The sequence below is a fragment of the Mycobacterium sp. G7A2 genome (genome assembly GCF_041902445.1).
In the GTDB taxonomy this organism is placed as follows: domain Bacteria; phylum Actinomycetota; class Actinomycetes; order Mycobacteriales; family Mycobacteriaceae; genus Mycobacterium.
In genome coordinates this window covers 2225966-2243142 of sequence record NZ_CP169251.1, presented here as the reverse complement: position 1 = coordinate 2243142, position 17177 = coordinate 2225966, and the positions used below count along the sequence as shown (strand labels likewise).

The window sequence follows — 17177 nt, the reverse complement described above, 5'->3', positions numbered from 1 at the left end:
CTGTCGCTCCCGTCGTTACTTGATGCCGGTGACCTTGAGCACCGTCAGCTGCTGACGGTGGCCCTGGCGCTTGTGATAGCCGGTCTTGTTCTTGAACTTGTGAATGCGGATCTTGGGGCCCTTGGTGTGCTCGAGCACCTCACCGGTGACCGCGACCTTCTCCAGCGACTTCGCATCGGTGGTGACGTTCGCGCCGTCCACGACCAGGGCGACCGGCAGCGACACGGTTCCGCCCGGCTCGACGTCGAGCTTCTCCACCTTGACGATGTCGCCGGCCGCGACCTTGTACTGCTTGCCACCGGTCTTGACGATCGCGTACGTGGCTTTATCGGCTGCCATCGGTAGGTCTTCCTCTGTCTCGCGTGCGGGCACGCATCACCGGGTGGGGTGCGCGCGGGTTCGGGTGGGATCTCGTCCCTGTCTTCGGCCCGCCGTCGGCTCGGCCTGCAGACAACTGGTCAAGGGTACGTGACCAGCGGGGAGAGGGTCAAACCGCTCAGTCGGTCGAGGGCGGTCCGGCGGGTCGTGCCGCGGCGCGCCTGCGTGGTCGCCTCCCCGGCGCGGTCGCCGTGACCGGCTCGTCGTCGCTCCGGTCCTCGGCGGATCCGTTGATCACGTCGAGGTCGTCTTCCAGGTCGTCCTCGTCCTCGTCGTCGTCGGAATCGAGATCGAGCTCGTCGGTCTCGTCGTCCTCGCTGTCGTCATCCGAGTCGTCCGTGTCGTCATCCGAGTCGTCCGTGTCGTCCGTGTCGTCATCGCTGTCGTCATAGTCGTCGTCGAGATCCTCCTCCGAGATGCCCGAAACGGCCCGCCGGATGGTGTCGGGCTCGAGTTCGGCGACTTCTTCGGCGTCACCGGTGTCGATGGACGTGCCGCTCTCGTCGTCCTCGTCGTCGTGCTTGCCGTTGGCCGCAGCCATCGCCTTGAACATCGGGTGTTCGCCCGGGCTGTGCGCCGGCACCTTGGCAACCTGCACCTCCTGCTCGCGGGCGCCACGCTTGCCGCGCTTGCTGCGGCGACCGCCGCCCGACTCGGACTTACGTCCCGAGCCCGACGAGGCGGAGTCGACCGGATCGCCGTGCAGGACGATCCCCCGACCTCCGCAGTGTGTGCACGTCGAGGAGAAGGCCTCGATGAGGCCGGTGCCGAGCTTCTTGCGCGTCAGCTGAACCAGGCCCAGCGACGTCACTTCCGACACCTGGTGGCGGGTGCGGTCGCGAGCCAGCGCCTCGGTCAGCCGCCGCAGCACCAGGTCGCGGTTGGACTCCAGAACCATGTCGATGAAGTCGATCACCACGATTCCGCCGATGTCGCGCAGCCGGAGCTGACGCACGATCTCCTCGGCGGCCTCGAGGTTGTTGCGGGTGACGGTCTGCTCGAGGTTGCCGCCGGAGCCGGTGAACTTGCCGGTGTTGACGTCGACCACCGTCATGGCCTCGGTGCGGTCGATCACCAGCGAGCCGCCGGAGGGCAGCCACACCTTGCGGTCCATCGCCTTGGTGAGTTGCTCGTCGATGCGGTGCACCGCGAACACGTCGGGCGCGTTGTTCGCATCGGAGGGCGGCTCGTACTTCGACATCCGCGGCAACAATTCGGGCGCGACGGACGTCACGTAGTCGTTGATGGTCTTCCACGCGTCCTCACCGGAGACCACCAAGCCGGTGAAGTCCTCGTTGAACAGGTCGCGGATCACCTTGACCAGGACGTCGGGCTCCTCGTAGAGGGCCACCGCGGCGCCGGCCTTCTTCTTGGTGATCTCGGCAGCCTTGGACTCGATCTCGGTCCAGCGCTTCTGCAACCGCTCCACGTCGGAGCGGATGTCTTCTTCCTTGACGCCCTCGGAGGCGGTGCGGATGATCACCCCGGCCTCGGCGGGGACGACCTCACGCAGGATCTCCTTGAGGCGCTGACGCTCGGTGTCGGGCAGCTTGCGGCTGATGCCGGTCGACGACGCGCCGGGCACGTAGACCAGGTAGCGGCCGGCCAGCGACACCTGGGTCGTCAGCCGTGCGCCCTTGTGGCCGACGGGGTCCTTGCTCACCTGTACGACCACGTAGTCGCCCGGCTTGAGGGCCTGCTCGATCTTGCGGTTGGCACCGCCCAGACCGGCGGCCTCCCAGTTGACCTCGCCGGCGTAGAGCACACCGTTGCGACCGCGGCCGATGTCGACGAAGGCCGCCTCCATCGACGGCAGCACGTTCTGCACGATGCCGAGGTAGATGTTGCCCACCAGCGACGCCGACGCCGCCGAGGTGACGAAGTGCTCGACCACCACGCCGTCCTCGAGCACGGCGATCTGGGTGTAGCGAGCGCCCTCGTGCGGCGGCTCGGTCCGTACCTTGTCGCGGATCACCATCCTGCGTTCGACGGCTTCGCGCCGAGCCAGGAATTCGGCCTCACTCAGGATGGGCGGACGCCGACGGCCGGCATCCCTTCCGTCGCGGCGGCGCTGCCGTTTGGCTTCCAGCCGGGTGGAGCCGCTGATGCCCTGGATTTCCGAGTCGCCGCCGGAAGACTTGCCGCCGTCGCCCTTGCCCGACTGACGCGGCTCACGCTCATGGACGACCGTGTTGGGCGGGTCGTCGGGAGAGGTGCCGCTGTCGTCGTCGTTGCTGGAGCCGGACTTGCGTCGCCTGCGGCGCCGGCGGCGGCGGTTGCCGCCCTCGCTCGACGACGAGTCGTCGTCATCGGAGTCGTCGTCGGAGTCTCCGGAGTCGTCCGAGTCGCGGTCCGACTCCGCTGAGTCGTCGGCGCTGTCGGCCTCGCCGTCGGGCGTGTCGTCGCCGTTCTGCTCACCCCGGCCCCGGCCCCGGCCCCGGCGGCCCCGCCGTCGCCGTTTACCCGAGGGGCGTTCGGACTGTCCGTCGTCGGAGTCGGAGTCGGTGTCGGTGTCGTCGGCGTCGGAGTCCTCGCCGGTGTCGGCGACGTCGTCCTCGTCGTCGGTGTTGGCGCGGCGCTCCTGGTAGCGGACCGGCTGAGGCGCGACGAACAGCGGCAGATAGTCGGCGGCCGCCGTGGTCTGCGGCGCGGGCGTCTCCAGGATCAGCCGCGACTCGGGTTCCTCCTCGGCAGCCTCCGCCGCGGGGTTCTGTGCGGTAGCGGGTTCGACGAGATCCGCCGGCGGCTCGGCCGCGCTGTCCACGAGCGGCTCGGCCGCCATATCCACAGGCGGCTCGGCCGCCGCGTCACCGGTGACTGCTTCGCTCGACTCCGCCTCGGCCAGCGCCTGGCGGACCCGGTCGGCTTCCTCGCGGCCCACGGTGGAATGCGCGCTGCGGGCGCGGCCGTCGAGCTCCACCAACGCGTCGATGATCTTTCGGCTGGTGGTCCCGAGGACTCTGGCCAGCGAATGCACCCTCAGGCGTTCGGGAGGGGGCGCCTCGGTCGCGTTCCCGGCGGAGTCAGCAGCGGGCTGCGTCTCTTCCGGGAGGTCGTGGGCTGAAGCGTGAAAATTGTCATTGTCGGCCACGTATTCTCCTCAAGCCCCCGGGCGCGTCGTTTGCTGACGCGGCCACGCGAGGGCTTCCGATTTGTGTCCGGGGCCCTGCTTGCTCGGTACTCCCGCACTTGTACTGGTCTTGCTCCGGGCGCTCCCGAAAGAGTCATCCCGGTGCCGGTCTGAATGATGGCTGGACGGTCTGCGCCACACCGCGGTAGCGGTGGTCGCGCGCGTCTAAGTCTTCATTCGGATGATCGACCCGGGGTTGTCAGGTCGGTCACCCGTCGCCAGTATCCCACATCGAACGGAGCGAACCGACAAGGCGGCCGAAGCCGGTGCGGCGCGGAGCTACCGCCCGGGGAACCAGAGCTCGATTTCACGGACCGCCGAGTCCGGCGAATCGGAGCCGTGCACCAGGTTGAACTGGGTTTCCAGTCCCAGGTCGCCGCGGATCGTGCCGGGCGTCGCCTTCTCCACCGGATCGGTGCCCCCGGCGAGCTGACGGAACGCCGCCACGGCGCGCGGGCCCTCCAGGATCGCGGCGACCACGGGTCCCGAGGTGATGAACTCCAGCAGCGACGGGAAGAACGGCTTGCCCTCGTGTTCGGCGTAGTGCGCACGTGCCAGCTCGTCGCTGACATCCTTGAGTTCCAAGGCCGCGATGGTGAGGCCCTTGCCTTCGATGCGGCGAAGGATCTCGCCGATGAGGTGGCGCTGGACGCCGTCGGGCTTGATCAGAACAAGGGTGCGCTCGGTCACGGCCGACAGCCTAATCGGTCGGGGGCTGCTGGCCGGGCAGCAGGCCGCGCTTCTGCCGGCGCAGCACCTCGGCCCGCAGGTAGGCGATGAGCAGCCACACCACGGTGAACAGCAGCCCCATGAAACCCACGCCGGGATAGATCACCCAGCCCGCGATCAGCAACACCTGTACCGCGAGATTGGCCCAGATCGCCCAAGGACGCTTCTGCACGCCGGCCATGAGCACCAGCAGCACAGCGACCCCGACGAGGTAACCGGTCGAGAGTGCGGTGAGCCCCCCGCCGACCGCGCCGACGACCGGGAGGGCGAGCAGCACGACGATGGATTCCAGAATCAGCGTGCCGGCCATCACGCCGCGAAAGCTCTTCCAGGGGTCGGGCCCCTGCGTCGGCTCGGTCATGCCGGGTCCTTCCCGAACAGCGAGCGCGCGGCCCCCGCGGTGACCACCGATCCGGTGATGACGATGCCCGCCCCGCTCATACCGCCGGCACCCTCGGCGTCGGTGGCGGACTCCTCGACCAGGGCGGTGGCGGTCTCGATCGCATCCGCCAAGGTCGCGGCCGCAACCACCCGCTCCGGCCCGAAGCGTTCCTCGGCCTTGACCATCAGCCCCTCCACGTCGAGGGCACGCGGCGAACCGTTGTGCGTGACCACGATGCGGTCGAGGACCGGTTCGAGCGCGGCCAGGATGCCGTCGACGTCTTTGTCGGCCATCACCGAGACCACGCCGACCAGGAATCGGAAGTCGAACTCCTCACCGAGCGCGGCCGCCAGCGCGGTGGCGCCCGGGGGATTGTGTGCAGCGTCCAGGAACACCGTCGGCGCACTGCGCATCCGCTCGAGTCGACCGGGTGCGGTGACCGAGGCGAATCCGGCCCGTACCGCGTCGACGTCGAGTTGGCGCTGCGCGCCCGCGCCGAAGAACGCCTCCACGGCGGCCAGCGCGACCGCGGCGTTGTGGGCTTGGTGTTCGCCGTGCAACGGCAGGAACACCTCCGAGTACACCCCGCCGAGCCCCTGCAGTTCGAGCAGCTGGCCGCCGATGGCGGTCTGTCGACTCAGCACCGCGAACTCCGAGTCCTCGCGGGCCACCGCCGCGTCGGCACGCACCGTCTGCGCCAGCAGGGCCTCCATCGCCTCGGGCGTCTGCCTGGCCAGAACCGCGACCGTGTCGGTCGGGACGAGGTCTTCGGGCTGTTTGGTGATGATGCCGGCCTTCTCGGCCGCGATCTCGCCGATGGTGTCACCGAGGTAGTCGGCATGGTCCATGCCGATCGGCGTGATGACCGCGACCGGGGCGTTGACGACGTTGGTCGCATCCCAGCGCCCACCGAGGCCCACCTCGACGACCGCGACGTCGACCGGGGCGTCGGCGAAGGCGGCGAACGCCATCGCGGTGACGACCTCGAACTTGCTCATCGGCGGCCCACCGGCCTGCTCGGACTGCTGGTCCACGAGCTGGACGAACGGCTCGATCTCGCGGTAGGTGTCGACGTAGGTCGCCGGGCTGACCGGCTTGCCGTCGATGGCGATGCGTTCCACCGCGGACTGCAGGTGCGGGCTGGTGGTGCGGCCGGTGCGCCGGTGCAGCGCGGTGAGCAGAGCGTCGATCATCCGGGCCACCGACGTCTTGCCGTTCGTTCCGCCGACGTGGATGCACGGGTAACCACGCTGCGGGGACCCCAGGATCTCCATCAGCGCCGAGATGCGCGCGGTGCTGGGCTCGATCTTGGTCTCCGGCCAGCGCTGATCGAGCAGGTGCTCGACCTGCAGCAGTGCGGCGATCTCGTCCGGCGTCGGCTCGGGTGCGCTCATGGGGTGGGCAGCGCGTCCAGTCGGGCCGTGATGCGCTCGACCTCTTCCTCGGCCAGCTGTTGGCGGGCCCGGATCTTGTCGACGACCTCGGCCGGCGCCTTGGCCAGGAAGCCTTCGTTGGACAACTTGCCGGTGGTGCCTGCCAACTCCTTGCGGGCCGCGGCGAGGTCCTTCTCGAGGCGGCGCCGTTCGGCCGCGACGTCCACGGTGCCCGACGTGTCGACCTCGACGACGACCGTGGCCCCGGACAACCGGACCTCGACCGAGGCCGACGGCGCGAAGTCGTCCCCGGGCGGGGTCAGCCACGCCAGCGCGGTGACCGCCGGCACGTGGGAGTCCAAGCCCGCCGCGGAGACGTCCGACAACCGGGCGGGCACTTTCTGCCGGTCGCCCAGCCCCTGATCGCTGCGGAATCGGCGGACCTCGGTGATCAGCTTCTGCATGTCGGCGACGCGTCGGGCAGAGCCCTGGTCGACAGCGAAGCCGCTGGGGGCCGGCCAGTCGGCGACCACCAGTGATTCCGCCGCGCCCGTGGCCTCACCCCCTTGTGCGGTCAGTGTCGTCCACAAGACCTCGGTCACGAAGGGCATGACCGGGTGCAGCAGTTTCAGCAGCGTGTCCAGCACGCTGGCCAGTACCGCCGTGGTATGTGAAATACCCTCCCCGAGTTGCACTTTGGACAGCTCGACGTACCAGTCGCAGAACTCGTCCCAGGCAAAGTGATACAACGCCTCGCAGGCCCGGCTGAACTCGTACGCGTCGAACGCCGAATCGACTTCGGCGCGAACTTCTTCCATCCGGCCCAGGATCCAGCGGTCGGCGTCGGTGAGTTCTTCGGCCGGCGGCAGGGACGCCGGGGCGGCGCCGTTCATCAGGGCGAACCTGGTGGCGTTGAACAGTTTCGTGGCGAAGTTGCGGGACGCGCGGGCGTGGTCTTCGCCGATGGCCAGGTCGCCGCCGGGGCTGGCGCCGCGAGCCAGCGTGAAGCGCAGCGCGTCGGCACCGAACATCTCCACCCAGTCGAGTGGGTCGATGCCGTTGCCCCGCGACTTGCTCATCTTGCGGCCGTGCTCGTCGCGAATCAGCCCGTGCAGGAACACGTTCTCGAACGGCACCTGCGGTGCTCTGCTGCCGTCGGCGGTGATGGCCGGGTCGTCGGCGACGAACGTGCCGAACATCATCATCCGCGCCACCCAGAAGAACAGGATGTCGTAACCGGTGACCAGAACGGTCGTCGGATAGAACTTGGCGAGCTCAGGGGTCCGGTCCGGCCAGCCCATCGTGGAGAACGGCCACAGCGCCGAGCTGAACCAGGTGTCGAGGACGTCGGGATCCTGTTCCCAGCCTTCCGGCGGCGTCTCGTCCGGTCCGACACAGACGGTCTGCCCGTCCGGACCGTGCCAGATGGGAATTCTGTGACCCCACCACAACTGACGGGAGATGCACCAGTCGTGCATGTTGTCCACCCAGGCGAACCAGCGCGGTTCCAGGCTGGGCGGATGGATCACGGTGTCACCGTTGCGGACCGCGTCACCCGCGGCCTTGGCCAGCGACTCGACCCGGACCCACCACTGCAGGCTCAACCGCGGCTCGATCGGCTCGCCGCTGCGCTCGGAGTGGCCGACGCTGTGCAGGTAGGGGCGCTTCTCGTCGACGATGCGACCCTGCTCGGCCAGCGCTTCGCGGACCGCGACCCGGGCCTCGAAGCGGTCCATGCCGTCGAACCGCGTTCCGGTGTCGGCGATCCGTCCCCTGGTGTCAAGCATCGACGGCATCGGCAGCCGGTGCCGCAGCCCGATCTCGAAGTCATTGGGGTCGTGGGCCGGGGTGACTTTGACTGCACCGGTGCCGAATTCGGGGTCGACGTGCCCGTCGGCGACAACGATGATCCGACGATCCAGGAACGGGTGCGGCAGAGTCTGCCCGACCAGGTGGCGGTAGCGATCGTCGTCGGGGTGCACCGCGATCGCGGTGTCACCGAGCATCGTCTCGAGCCGCGTGGTGGCCACCACCAGGTGTGGTTCGTCGTCGCTCATCGAGCCGTAGCGGAACGACACCAGCTCGCCTTCGACGTCCTCGTACTTGACCTCGAGGTCGGAGATGGCGGTCTGCAGCACGGGCGACCAGTTCACCAGCCGCTCGGCCTGATAGATCAGCCCCGCGTCGTAGAGCCGCTTGAAGATGGTGCGCACAGCTCGCGACAACCCGTCGTCCATCGTGAAGCGGTCGCGGCTCCAGTCCACACCGTCGCCGAGGCGGCGCATCTGCCCGCCGATCGTGCCGCCGGATTCGCGCTTCCAGTCCCAGACCTTCTCCACGAACAGCTCGCGGCCGAAGTCCTCTTTGCTCTTCCCGTCCGCGGCGAGCTGTTTTTCCACGACGCTCTGGGTGGCGATGCCGGCGTGATCCATGCCGGGCAGCCACAGCACCTCGTAGCCCTGCATGCGTTTACGCCGGGTCAGAGCGTCCATCAGGGTGTGGTCCAGCGCGTGGCCCATGTGCAGGCTGCCGGTGACGTTGGGCGGCGGCAGCACGATCGAGTAGGCCGGCTTGGCACTGGAGCAATCAGCAGTGAAGTAACCGGCTCGGACCCAGCCCTCGTACAGGTCGCTCTCCACCGCCCCGGGGTCCCACGATTTGGGCAGGGCATCGAGGCCGGCGCTGTGGGCGTCTCGGTGGGCGATCGGCTGGGAGGTCACCGAGCCATTCTAGGAAGCGGCTGGGAGGTGGTTCCTCCCCCGCCCGAAACCCGCCCTATTTCCTTTCGCCGAACAACCCGCCCTACTTCTTCCCGCCCAATAACCCGCCCTACTTCTTCCCGCCCAACAACCCGCCCAGGACGTCGGCGAGGCCGCCACCCTTCTCACCGCCGAGAACCGACCCGAGGATGCTGCCCAGCGGATTGTCGCCGCCCCCTCTGGAACCCCCGCCGAGGATGCTGCCGAGCAGGTCACCGAGACCGCCCCCGCCCTGGCCCCCCTGCGGTGGCGCCGCCGATCCGCCGGAGAGCTTCTTGCCGATGTAGGCCAGCACGATCGGAGCCAGAATCGGCAACAGCTTGTCGATCAGCTCGCTGTTGCCCGCACCACCGCCGCCCAACGCGGACGCGACCTGCGAGGTGTCGTTGCCGCCGAAGATCTTGGCGACCACCTTCGAGCCGTCGCTCTGGTCGACCTGGTCGACGCTGACACCGCCGTCGAGCAGCCCGCTGTCGGCGTGGCTGTGGGCGGCGGACGCGATGCGATCGGCGGTGTCGGGGTCACCGGCGTTGTGCTGCAGGCCGCCGACGAGAACCGGCAGCAGTGTCTTGACGGCACTGCGGACCTCGTTCTCGTCGGCGCCCAACCGTTGCGCGATCTGCTGGGTGGGGATCTCGCTGTAGAGATCGTCGAGGCTGGTCATGGGGGTGAATGTAGCCCCGGTCGACCGTTCCCGGAGCGGTTCGGCTCAACCGAGCCGAGACACCTCGAGCGACACCCCGGCAGCGGGAAAACGTGCCATCAATGCGTCGCCCATCGCGGCCGCGGGAGTCAACACGCCCCGCAGGTCCGAGAGCTTGTCGCGGTCCAGCGCCAAGGCCAGCCCGCTCTCGCCGAGCAACACCGAGGTGGCCTTGTAGCCCGGGTCGCCCTGCTGGGACATGCGGGCCAGGTAACGGGCGTTGGTCGTCGTCGTGGTGTAGGTCTCGACGGTGTAGTGGCCCTTCTCCCGGGTCTGCTCGCTGGGTCCCGAACCGACCTTGGGCAGGATCCGCTCCAGGAACCCGCGTGGCACGCGGTTGAGGAAGCGTGAGCCGAGTCCCATGGTGGCCATGTTGCCGCCGGTGGCCATCGCCGCGGCCACCGGTGCCACCGGAGAACGCCCCACACTCATGTGCTCGGCGTAGGTGAATCGGCGACCGTACGGGTAGCCCAGCAGTGCGTTGCTGCGCCGGACGACACGGGTGTTCGGGATCGCCATCGCGAACGCGCCAACCCAGTAGCCGTCGAGTTCGGGGGCGATGTCGCGGCCACGCCGCCACCGCGCATCGGGCTGCGGGCCGAGCTGCGGTTCGGCGGCAGGATCGGGGCTCAGCGTGTAGGGGTCGTTGAGCAGGCGCCGGGCTTCGGGGTCCGCGGAGGCCTCGCGGGCCAACTCGACCATCGACGCCACGGTGCCACCGGACACGCCGCCGGCGAAGCTGCGAGCCACGTAGTTGGTGTCGACGAGTTCGCCGGCGCCGTCCCGCTCGGCCTGCCGGTACAGCGCGAACACGGTCAGATCCGAGGGAATGGAATCGAACCCGCACGCATGCACAATCCGTGCGCCGGTGTCGACGGCCTGCTTGTGGTAGAGGTCGATGGCCTGGCGCACGAACAACGTCTCACCGGTCAGGTCGGCGTAGTCGGTGCCGGCGGCCGCGCACGCGGCCACCAACGGCATCCCGTAGCGCAGATAGGGCCCCACAGTGGTGATGACCACGCGGGTGCTCGCCGCCATCGCCGCCAGCGTGGACGGTTGTTCGGCATCGGCGGAGATCAGCTCCCAGGACTGCGCCTTCTCCCCGAGCGACTCCCGAACCGCCAGCAGCTTGTCGTGGGATCTGCCGGCGAGCGCGATGCGGGCGTTGCCGCCGGCTGCGGCCAGGTATTGCGCGGTGAGCCTGCCTACGAATCCGGTGGCGCCGTAGATGACGATGTCGTGGTCGCGGGTGTTGTCCGACTCGGGTGCGCTCATGATTGCCGACGCTACCCGAGCGTGTCGGGCGGTTCGACGTCCTGGCCGAGCAGGTGACGGTCCAGGAATCCGCGCACCACCTGGTACCAGATCTTGGCGTGCTGCGGGTTGAGGACCCAGTGGTTCTCCGACGGGAAGTAGAGGAAGCGGTGGGCGGTGGAGCCCGCTTCGGGTCCGGAGTCGGCGGCCGGCAACGCCGAATTGCTCAACAGCTCGTACCAGAGCCGCAGCGCTTCACCGATGGGCACGCGGTAGTCCTTGTCGCCGTGGATGACGAGCATCGGTGTGCGGATCTCGGTGACGAACCTGTGCGGGGAATTCGCCGCGGCCATCTCCGGTGTCATCTCGCGGGCCCACCAGTACGCGCCGTCGGTGGTCCCGCCGAACTGGTCGAGTGCCCACAGGCTGGCGTGGGTGACGATCGCGGCGAACCGGTCGGTGTGGCCGGCGATCCAGTTGACCATGTACCCACCGAACGATCCCCCCATCGCCGCGGTGCGGCTGCCGTCGACGCCCGGATGGTCGGCGGCAGCGTCGGTGGCGGCCATGAGGTCGGTGTAAGGGGCGAATCCCCATGCTCCCCAGCCTCGTTGGATGAAGTCCTGCCCGTAGCCGGTGGACAGGGCCGGATCGGGCAGCAGCACCGCGTACCCGGCGGAGACCAGCAACCATGGATTCCATCGCCAGTGCCAGGCGTTCCAACTGGCCAACGGACCACCGTGGACCCACAGCAACAGCGGCGCCGGCTCGGCGGCGTCGGGCTGGGCGGACCGGGGCTGCGCGGAGTGGGGCAGGGCCAGCCAGGACCGCACCGGCTGACCGTCCTCGGCGGTGGCGACGACTTCGGTCAGCGTCCCAGGCAGCTCGGGTAGGTCCACCAACGGCACCACCGTCACCGCCCCGTCGGCGTCGATGCGGACCGGGTGCGGTGGTGCCGCATAGGAACTGCGCAACGCGAACAGCTCCCCGCCGGGAGTGGCTTGCACATCGGTGTAGGTGAAGTCGTCGGCCACGACCGGGCGGACCGTGCCCGACACCGGGTCCACGGCGAAGATCGGACCGCGTCCGTTGTCATCGGCGGTGACGATCAGCGACGTCGCGTCGGTCGTCCAGGTCACCGAGGTGGGCCAGCGGTCCCACGAACTGGTCAGCTCAGCGGGCCGTTCGCCGAATGTCAACACGCACAGTGTGGTCCGGGGTGCGCGGTGCGGGGTGGACAGCGTCTCGCGGGTGAAGGCGACCGACCGGCCGTCGGGCGCGATCGCGGGCAGCCCGAGGTCGGCGTCGGGGTCGTCGACCAGCACGGTGCGTTCACCGGTGGCGACGTCGATGCGCACCAGAACGCTGCGGGTGGCCGCTGCGGGCGCAGGCTGCTGCCAGGTCGTGACGATGAAGCTGCCGTCGGGGCTCAGGTCGGCGTGGGCGTCGCGGAGTCCCGTTGCGGGCTGCGGCGTGAGGTCGCGGCGCGTTCCTGCAGTGGACACATCGAAGAGGTGCGGCAGTTCGGGGCCGAGGTCGTGGTCCCAGTGCCGGACGGGGTAGCCGGTGTGCAACACCGCGGAGATGGCGTTGTCCGTACGGGCCGCGCGCAGCCGGCGATCGTCGTCGACGTCGTTCGCCGACGGCATCATCGACGACGACACCACCGTGACGGCCGCGTCGGCGGCGGTGAACACCGCGTCCACTCCCCCGGGCATGGTGACGACCTCGACCGCCTCGCCGCCGGCTGCGGGCAGCCGCCACAGGGCCTTGACGGCCGGCTTGGCATCGTCGCCGCCGGGGCGGGCGGCCACGAACAGCAGGTCTCCGTCGGCGGCGAATTCGGGTGCGGACTCCCCTTTGGCGCCGTGGGTGATTCGACGGGCCGGACGACGGGCCGCGGGGTCGAGCTCGTAGAGCGCGCTGACGAATTCGGTGCGTTTGTCGTTGAGACGGGCGACCGTCGCGACGATGCGCGATCCGTCGGGTGACACGGCAAGGCCGGAAACCCTGGGTAGGGACAGAAAGTCGTCCAGGTCGTCGAACGATGTGCGGCGTTGAGCCTCCGATGTCATGCGGATTTCGTAACACACTGCCCAACACGACTTCACGCGGAATTAACGCGCCTTGACAGGTGGGACACATTCGCACGGTTAGCGTCAAGGCTCGTACACCGTCAGTACCTCGGGGACACTGCGAATAAACGCAGTGTCGTCCTTTCCCATCCCGCTCGAACCATGCAACCCGACCGGTCGGAGGTCCCCCTTGACACCCGAAGTCGAGGACGCCCTGGCGTCCATGACCGCTGTGAACAACGAGTTCTTCTACTGGATGTCCATCGCACTGATGATGCTCATCCACGCAGGCTTCCTGGCCTATGAGATCGGCGCGTCGCGGTCGAAGAACGTGCTCGCCACCGCGATGAAGAACCTGCTGGCCTTCGCCACGATCGTGGCGTCGTTCTTCTTCGTCGGCTGGTTCCTCTACAACGCGATGCCGTCCGGCTTCCTGGAGTTCAGCGACGCCGCCAAGGCCGCGCTGCCGTGGAGCGAGAACATGGGCCCGAACACCGCCGACCCGGCCAGCGGCATCTTCTGGGGTGCGTTCGCGCTGTTCGCGGCCACCACCGGCTCCATCATGTCCGGCGCTGTCCTGGAACGGATCCGCACCAGCGGCTTCCTGATCCTCACCGTGTTCGTGGGTTCGGTGGTGTGGATCATCGGCGCGGCATGGGGTTGGCACGGCGCCGGCTGGATGCTGACCAAACTCGGGTTCCACGATGTGGGCGCCGCCGGATGCGTGCACATGATCGCCGGCTTCGCAGCCCTGGGCATCCTGATCAACCTCGGGCCGCGCATCGGCCGGTTCCTGCCGGACGGCACGCCCGTGACGATCCGGCCGCACAACCTGCCGCTGACGCTGCTCGGCCTGTTCCTGATCTTCACCGGCTTCTTCGGCTTCCTGATGGGCTGTGTGATCTACGGCCCCACCGGCTACGCGACCATCTACGGCAGCCCGACGACCCTGTCGGCGTTCGCATTCAACACCCTGATGGGCCTGGTCGGCGGCATCATCGGCGCCTACGTGATGTCGCGCGGCGAGCCGTTCTGGACGATCTCCGGCGGTCTGGCCGGCGTCATCGCCGTGGCGGCCGGGCTGGACCTGTACCACCCGGCGCTGACGTTCGTCATCGCGCTGGTCGGCGGCGGACTGGTCCCCTACATCGGCAAGCTGCTGGACAAGATGAGGATCGACGACGTCGTGGGCGCGGTCGCCGTACACGGCGGGATGGGCCTCTACTCACTGATCGCGGCGGGCATCTTCCTGGCCGGTTACCCGAACACCGACGGCAATCCGTCGATCTCGTTCTGGGGCCAACTGGTCGGCGCGCTGGTGTTCGCGGCGCTGGGCTTCATTCCCACCTATCTGCTGTCGCTGCTGCTGAAATCCGCCGGGCTGCTGCGGATCCCCCCGGAGGTCGAAGAGCAGGGCCTGGATCTGACCGAGATCCCGGCGACCCCTTATCCCGAGGGAATCCCGGTGACCGCGATGCGGTCCACCAGCGGCACCGCGGTGCTGTCCGTGGGTGAGGAGGTGAAATAAATGTTCAGCCCGATCACCAGTTACGACGAGCCGGGTGTGGTCTTCACGTTCGGCGCCAACAGCATCGGCACCTGGTTCGTCTTCATCCTCGCGATGGCGTTGTTCGTGGCGTTCTTCGTGCGGATGATCCAGCACGAGAACCACGCTTACAAGGCCATCATCGACCACACCCCGGTCGAGAAGGGTCCCGCGGCCGAGGGTGAGCCACCGGTTTACTGAGACTCGGCGACAGACATGAGATCGCCCGGATCCGAAAGGATCCGGGCGATTTCGTCGTCGCAGGCCGGCTGCGTCAGAGCATCAGCCTGCCTGACGAAGCCACTCCACCGCTCGGTCGCGGTAGCCGATGATGCCCTTGTAGTCGGCCATGTCGTCGGGGAGTTCGGCGAGCACGGCGGCGGCGCGCGTGCGCCACGCATCGACCGTGGCCAGATCGGCCAGGGGCAGCATGTAAGTGCGGATCAGAAAGCAGATCGCGCCCGACTCGGCCAGCCTGATGAGGTGCTGGACCTCGACGCGCAGATGCACCAACCGACCGAACTCCGCGTCGTCGACGGTCAGGATCATCGGCCGGTCGGGCCCCCACTGGTGGTAGATGTCGGTCGAGACGTCGAGGCGGCGGCCGATGGTCAGCGTCCAGTTGGTCCGCCGATAGGTTTCGCCGGGCTGCAACCGCATCAGGAATTCGCGGGCCCGGGTGATGACACCGGTCTCCCGCAGCCGCGGCACCGGGCCGTGGATCTCCAGAAAGGTCATCCCCACGTCGAATCCGAACGACCAGTCTGCGGCAAAGGTGACCACCCCGGCATCGCCGAACAGATCGCCGTCGCGCTGATCGAGCAGCACGATGTCGTCCTGCACCTGGCCCGCGATGTAGGCCAGCGGTTCGGCGGGCAGCGTCGTCTCGTCACCGAGCACGAAATCCTGGGCGATGCCCAGCCGCTCGTTGCGCCATCGCCAGCCGGCACCGTGGCGCTGCAGCGACATCGTCTGCGGGTAGGCCGAGGCGAGCTCGCGCATCAGCGTCAACATGGTGTCCCAGCACGCCGGCCGCATGTGTGGCAGCACGGCGTACCGGGTGGGGTCGGCGGCGAGGATCGTGGCCCGCTCGGCCAGCTCACGCTCGTATTCGGTGTCGATGTCGACCACCCGCTCCCCCCACCGCCCGACCGGGGTGTGCACCGTGGAGCCGGCCGGCTCCACGTTGGTGCTGTATCGGTAGCTGTCGAGCGCGAACGGGAACGGGAACGTCTCGATCAGATCGGGGGCCGAGATCACAGGTTCAACTCCAATGTGTCGGTGCCGGCGCGTGATACGCAGGCCATCAATGAGTCACCGGTCTGTTTGTCGCTGTCACTGAGGAACAGGTCGCGGTGGGTCGGCGTGCCGCTTGTCACCGGCAGCCGGCACTCACCGCACACGCCGCGCCGGCACAGATTCGGGACGGTGTAGCCGCGGCTCTCGAGTGCCTCCAGCAGCGAAACCCCGGACTCGACGGTGAACTCGTCGCCGGTGGAACCGATGCGCACGTCGAACGGCTCGCCGGGATCGAGCGCCGCACCGAAGTGCTCCACGTGGATCCGGCTCGGCGGCCAGCCGAATTCGGCGGCCAGCCGGCTGACCGAATCGATGAAGGACGTCGGCCCGCACACGTAGAGGTGCGTGCCGAAAGGCTGATCGGCCAGCGCCATCGTCAGCTCGGCACTGAACTCGCCGCGGCGGGTGTGGACCGAGGCGGACGGGGTCAGCTCGCGGATCTCGTCGACGTAGACGTCGCGGCCCGGGCGGTGGATGTAGAGCAGCGCCGCGTCACGGCCCCACAGCCGGGCACTGCGCAGGTGCGACACCATCGGCGTGATGCCGATTCCCGCGGCGACGAGCAGATGTCGGCGGGCGCGCAGAACCGGGGCGAACGCGCTGCGCGGCGGCCGGGTGACCACGGTGTCGCCGAGCGACAGTTCGTCGTGGATCCAGCGCGACCCGCCGGATCCGTCCGGGCACCGGAGCACCGAGATCGTGTAGGCGGGCGGCGCGACGCCGTCACCGGTCAGCGAGTAGGCGTTCGCGGTGCGGCCGCCGTTGCCACACTCCACGACGATGTGGCTGCCAGGGGTGAACGAGGGAAGCGGCGCCCCGTCCGGATCGGTGAGCGTCAGGGTGCGCACATCGGCGACGGAGTCGTCGATGTCGGTGACGACCAGTTTGAGGGTGCTCGTGTCGGCGGTCATGACGCGCTCTGCTCTTCGGCGTCGACCATGTAGCCCAGATGTGCACCCTGCCTGCGGGACACGTGGTAGTACACCAGCAGGTTGCGGCCGCAGCCGCTGCACGGCAGCACCTCGGACAGTTCGACGGCCGCGGTGGTGACGGTGCGGCAGTGCACGCAGTGCACGGCGCGCTTCCGCACGTCGGTGGAGGCGACGGTGATCTCGTCGTCGGCGACGCCGAGGGCGACGGCCGCGGCGCGCAACCGCAGGCAGGCGTCTGCGGGTCCGGCCATCATCAACCGCCAGCCGACCCGGGCGTCGGCGAGCGCACCCACCAGCGCCGCCCGGGCGCGCTCATGGTCACCGACGGCGACCTCGTAGCTGCGCACCGCCGACTCGCGACCGATCTGCGCGGCCCACCGGCGTGCCACCTCGCCCCCGGCGGGGCCGAACGCGATGATCGTCCACCACCGTCCGGTGGTGTCGGCGGCCGGTTCCGTGGGCGTGATCGCCCAGGCGGGGACGCTCGTCAGCTCGAGGGCAGGGCTCATCGGCCACCTCTCGGGTATATCAGTGGTTGACAGAGTTGCCCTTCAGGAAACCAGTGTTGCGTTTCGTGGAGGTGACTTGCCCGTCTCGTCCGTTTGACATGTCACCGC

14 protein-coding genes are annotated in these 17177 nt (G+C 68.7%); 2 read left to right on the top strand and 12 right to left on the bottom strand.

What is annotated here, in order from left to right:
* Positions 1 to 15 precede the first annotated feature (15 nt).
* The 9 genes from rplU to ACEWX3_RS10850 all read right to left on the bottom strand — a co-directional run bounded on the left by rplU (position 16) and on the right by ACEWX3_RS10850 (position 12783).
* Positions 16 to 339 (bottom strand): 50S ribosomal protein L21, encoded by a 324-nt coding sequence (rplU, locus tag ACEWX3_RS10890; protein ID WP_152517828.1) that lies wholly within the window; start codon positions 337 to 339, stop codon positions 16 to 18.
* Positions 340 to 496: 157 nt separating this feature from the next.
* Positions 497 to 3469 carry an Rne/Rng family ribonuclease gene (locus tag ACEWX3_RS10885; RefSeq protein ID WP_374159414.1) on the bottom strand — a complete coding sequence of 991 codons (2973 nt, stop codon included), beginning with the start codon at positions 3467 to 3469 and terminating at the stop codon, positions 497 to 499.
* 318 nt (positions 3470 to 3787) lie between these two features.
* A complete protein-coding gene (gene ndk, locus ACEWX3_RS10880; protein ID WP_152517830.1) occupies positions 3788 to 4198 on the bottom strand; it encodes a nucleoside-diphosphate kinase in 411 nt (136 codons plus the stop codon).
* Between the two features lie 10 nt (positions 4199 to 4208).
* Complete coding sequence (locus ACEWX3_RS10875) at positions 4209 to 4598, bottom strand: DUF4233 domain-containing protein (protein ID WP_221360072.1); 390 nt, start codon at positions 4596 to 4598, stop codon at positions 4209 to 4211.
* Positions 4595 to 6013, bottom strand: a complete 1419-nt coding sequence (locus ACEWX3_RS10870) for a folylpolyglutamate synthase/dihydrofolate synthase family protein (RefSeq protein ID WP_374159413.1) — start codon at positions 6011 to 6013, stop codon at positions 4595 to 4597. Before ACEWX3_RS10870 ends, ACEWX3_RS10875 begins: the two co-directional genes overlap by 4 nt.
* Entirely contained in the window at positions 6010 to 8712 is a 2703-nt protein-coding gene (locus ACEWX3_RS10865) for a valine--tRNA ligase (RefSeq protein WP_374159412.1), read from the bottom strand. The genes ACEWX3_RS10870 and ACEWX3_RS10865 overlap by 4 nt, the downstream gene beginning before the upstream one ends.
* Positions 8713 to 8821: 109 nt before the next feature.
* On the bottom strand, positions 8822 to 9415 hold the full coding sequence (locus ACEWX3_RS10860; protein ID WP_221360077.1) for a DUF937 domain-containing protein: 594 nt from the start codon (positions 9413 to 9415) through the stop codon (positions 8822 to 8824).
* Between the two features lie 45 nt (positions 9416 to 9460).
* On the bottom strand, positions 9461 to 10729 hold the full coding sequence (locus ACEWX3_RS10855) for a trans-acting enoyl reductase family protein (protein WP_207067289.1): 1269 nt from the start codon (positions 10727 to 10729) through the stop codon (positions 9461 to 9463).
* 11 nt (positions 10730 to 10740) lie between these two features.
* The gene (locus ACEWX3_RS10850) at positions 10741 to 12783 is read right to left on the bottom strand and encodes a prolyl oligopeptidase family serine peptidase (RefSeq protein ID WP_374159411.1); all 2043 of its coding nucleotides are present in this window, start codon (positions 12781 to 12783) and stop codon (positions 10741 to 10743) included.
* 190 nt (positions 12784 to 12973) lie between these two features.
* Between ACEWX3_RS10850 and ACEWX3_RS10845 the strand changes: the two genes are divergently transcribed.
* Both ACEWX3_RS10845 and ACEWX3_RS10840 read left to right on the top strand, forming a co-directional pair.
* Entirely contained in the window at positions 12974 to 14311 is a 1338-nt protein-coding gene (locus ACEWX3_RS10845) for an ammonium transporter (protein WP_207067291.1), read from the top strand.
* Positions 14312 to 14530: a hypothetical protein gene (locus ACEWX3_RS10840; protein ID WP_152517837.1), complete on the top strand. Its 219-nt coding sequence runs from the start codon at positions 14312 to 14314 to the stop codon at positions 14528 to 14530. It abuts the gene before it with no gap.
* A gap of 81 nt (positions 14531 to 14611) precedes the next feature.
* Here the strand turns inward: ACEWX3_RS10840 and ACEWX3_RS10835 are convergent, their stop codons facing one another.
* Genes ACEWX3_RS10835 through ACEWX3_RS10825 form a run of 3 tightly spaced genes read right to left on the bottom strand, consistent with a single transcriptional unit; the run spans position 14612 to position 17069 of the window.
* A complete protein-coding gene (locus ACEWX3_RS10835) occupies positions 14612 to 15589 on the bottom strand; it encodes a DUF3445 domain-containing protein (RefSeq protein WP_374159410.1) in 978 nt (325 codons plus the stop codon).
* Positions 15586 to 16539, bottom strand: coding sequence for a PDR/VanB family oxidoreductase (locus tag ACEWX3_RS10830; RefSeq protein WP_207067293.1), 954 nt, complete (start codon positions 16537 to 16539; stop codon positions 15586 to 15588). Before ACEWX3_RS10830 ends, ACEWX3_RS10835 begins: the two co-directional genes overlap by 4 nt.
* Positions 16536 to 17069, bottom strand: a complete 534-nt coding sequence (locus ACEWX3_RS10825) for a dimethylamine monooxygenase subunit DmmA family protein (RefSeq protein WP_374159409.1) — start codon at positions 17067 to 17069, stop codon at positions 16536 to 16538. The genes ACEWX3_RS10830 and ACEWX3_RS10825 overlap by 4 nt, the downstream gene beginning before the upstream one ends.
* Between the last annotated feature and the right edge of the window lie 108 nt (positions 17070 to 17177).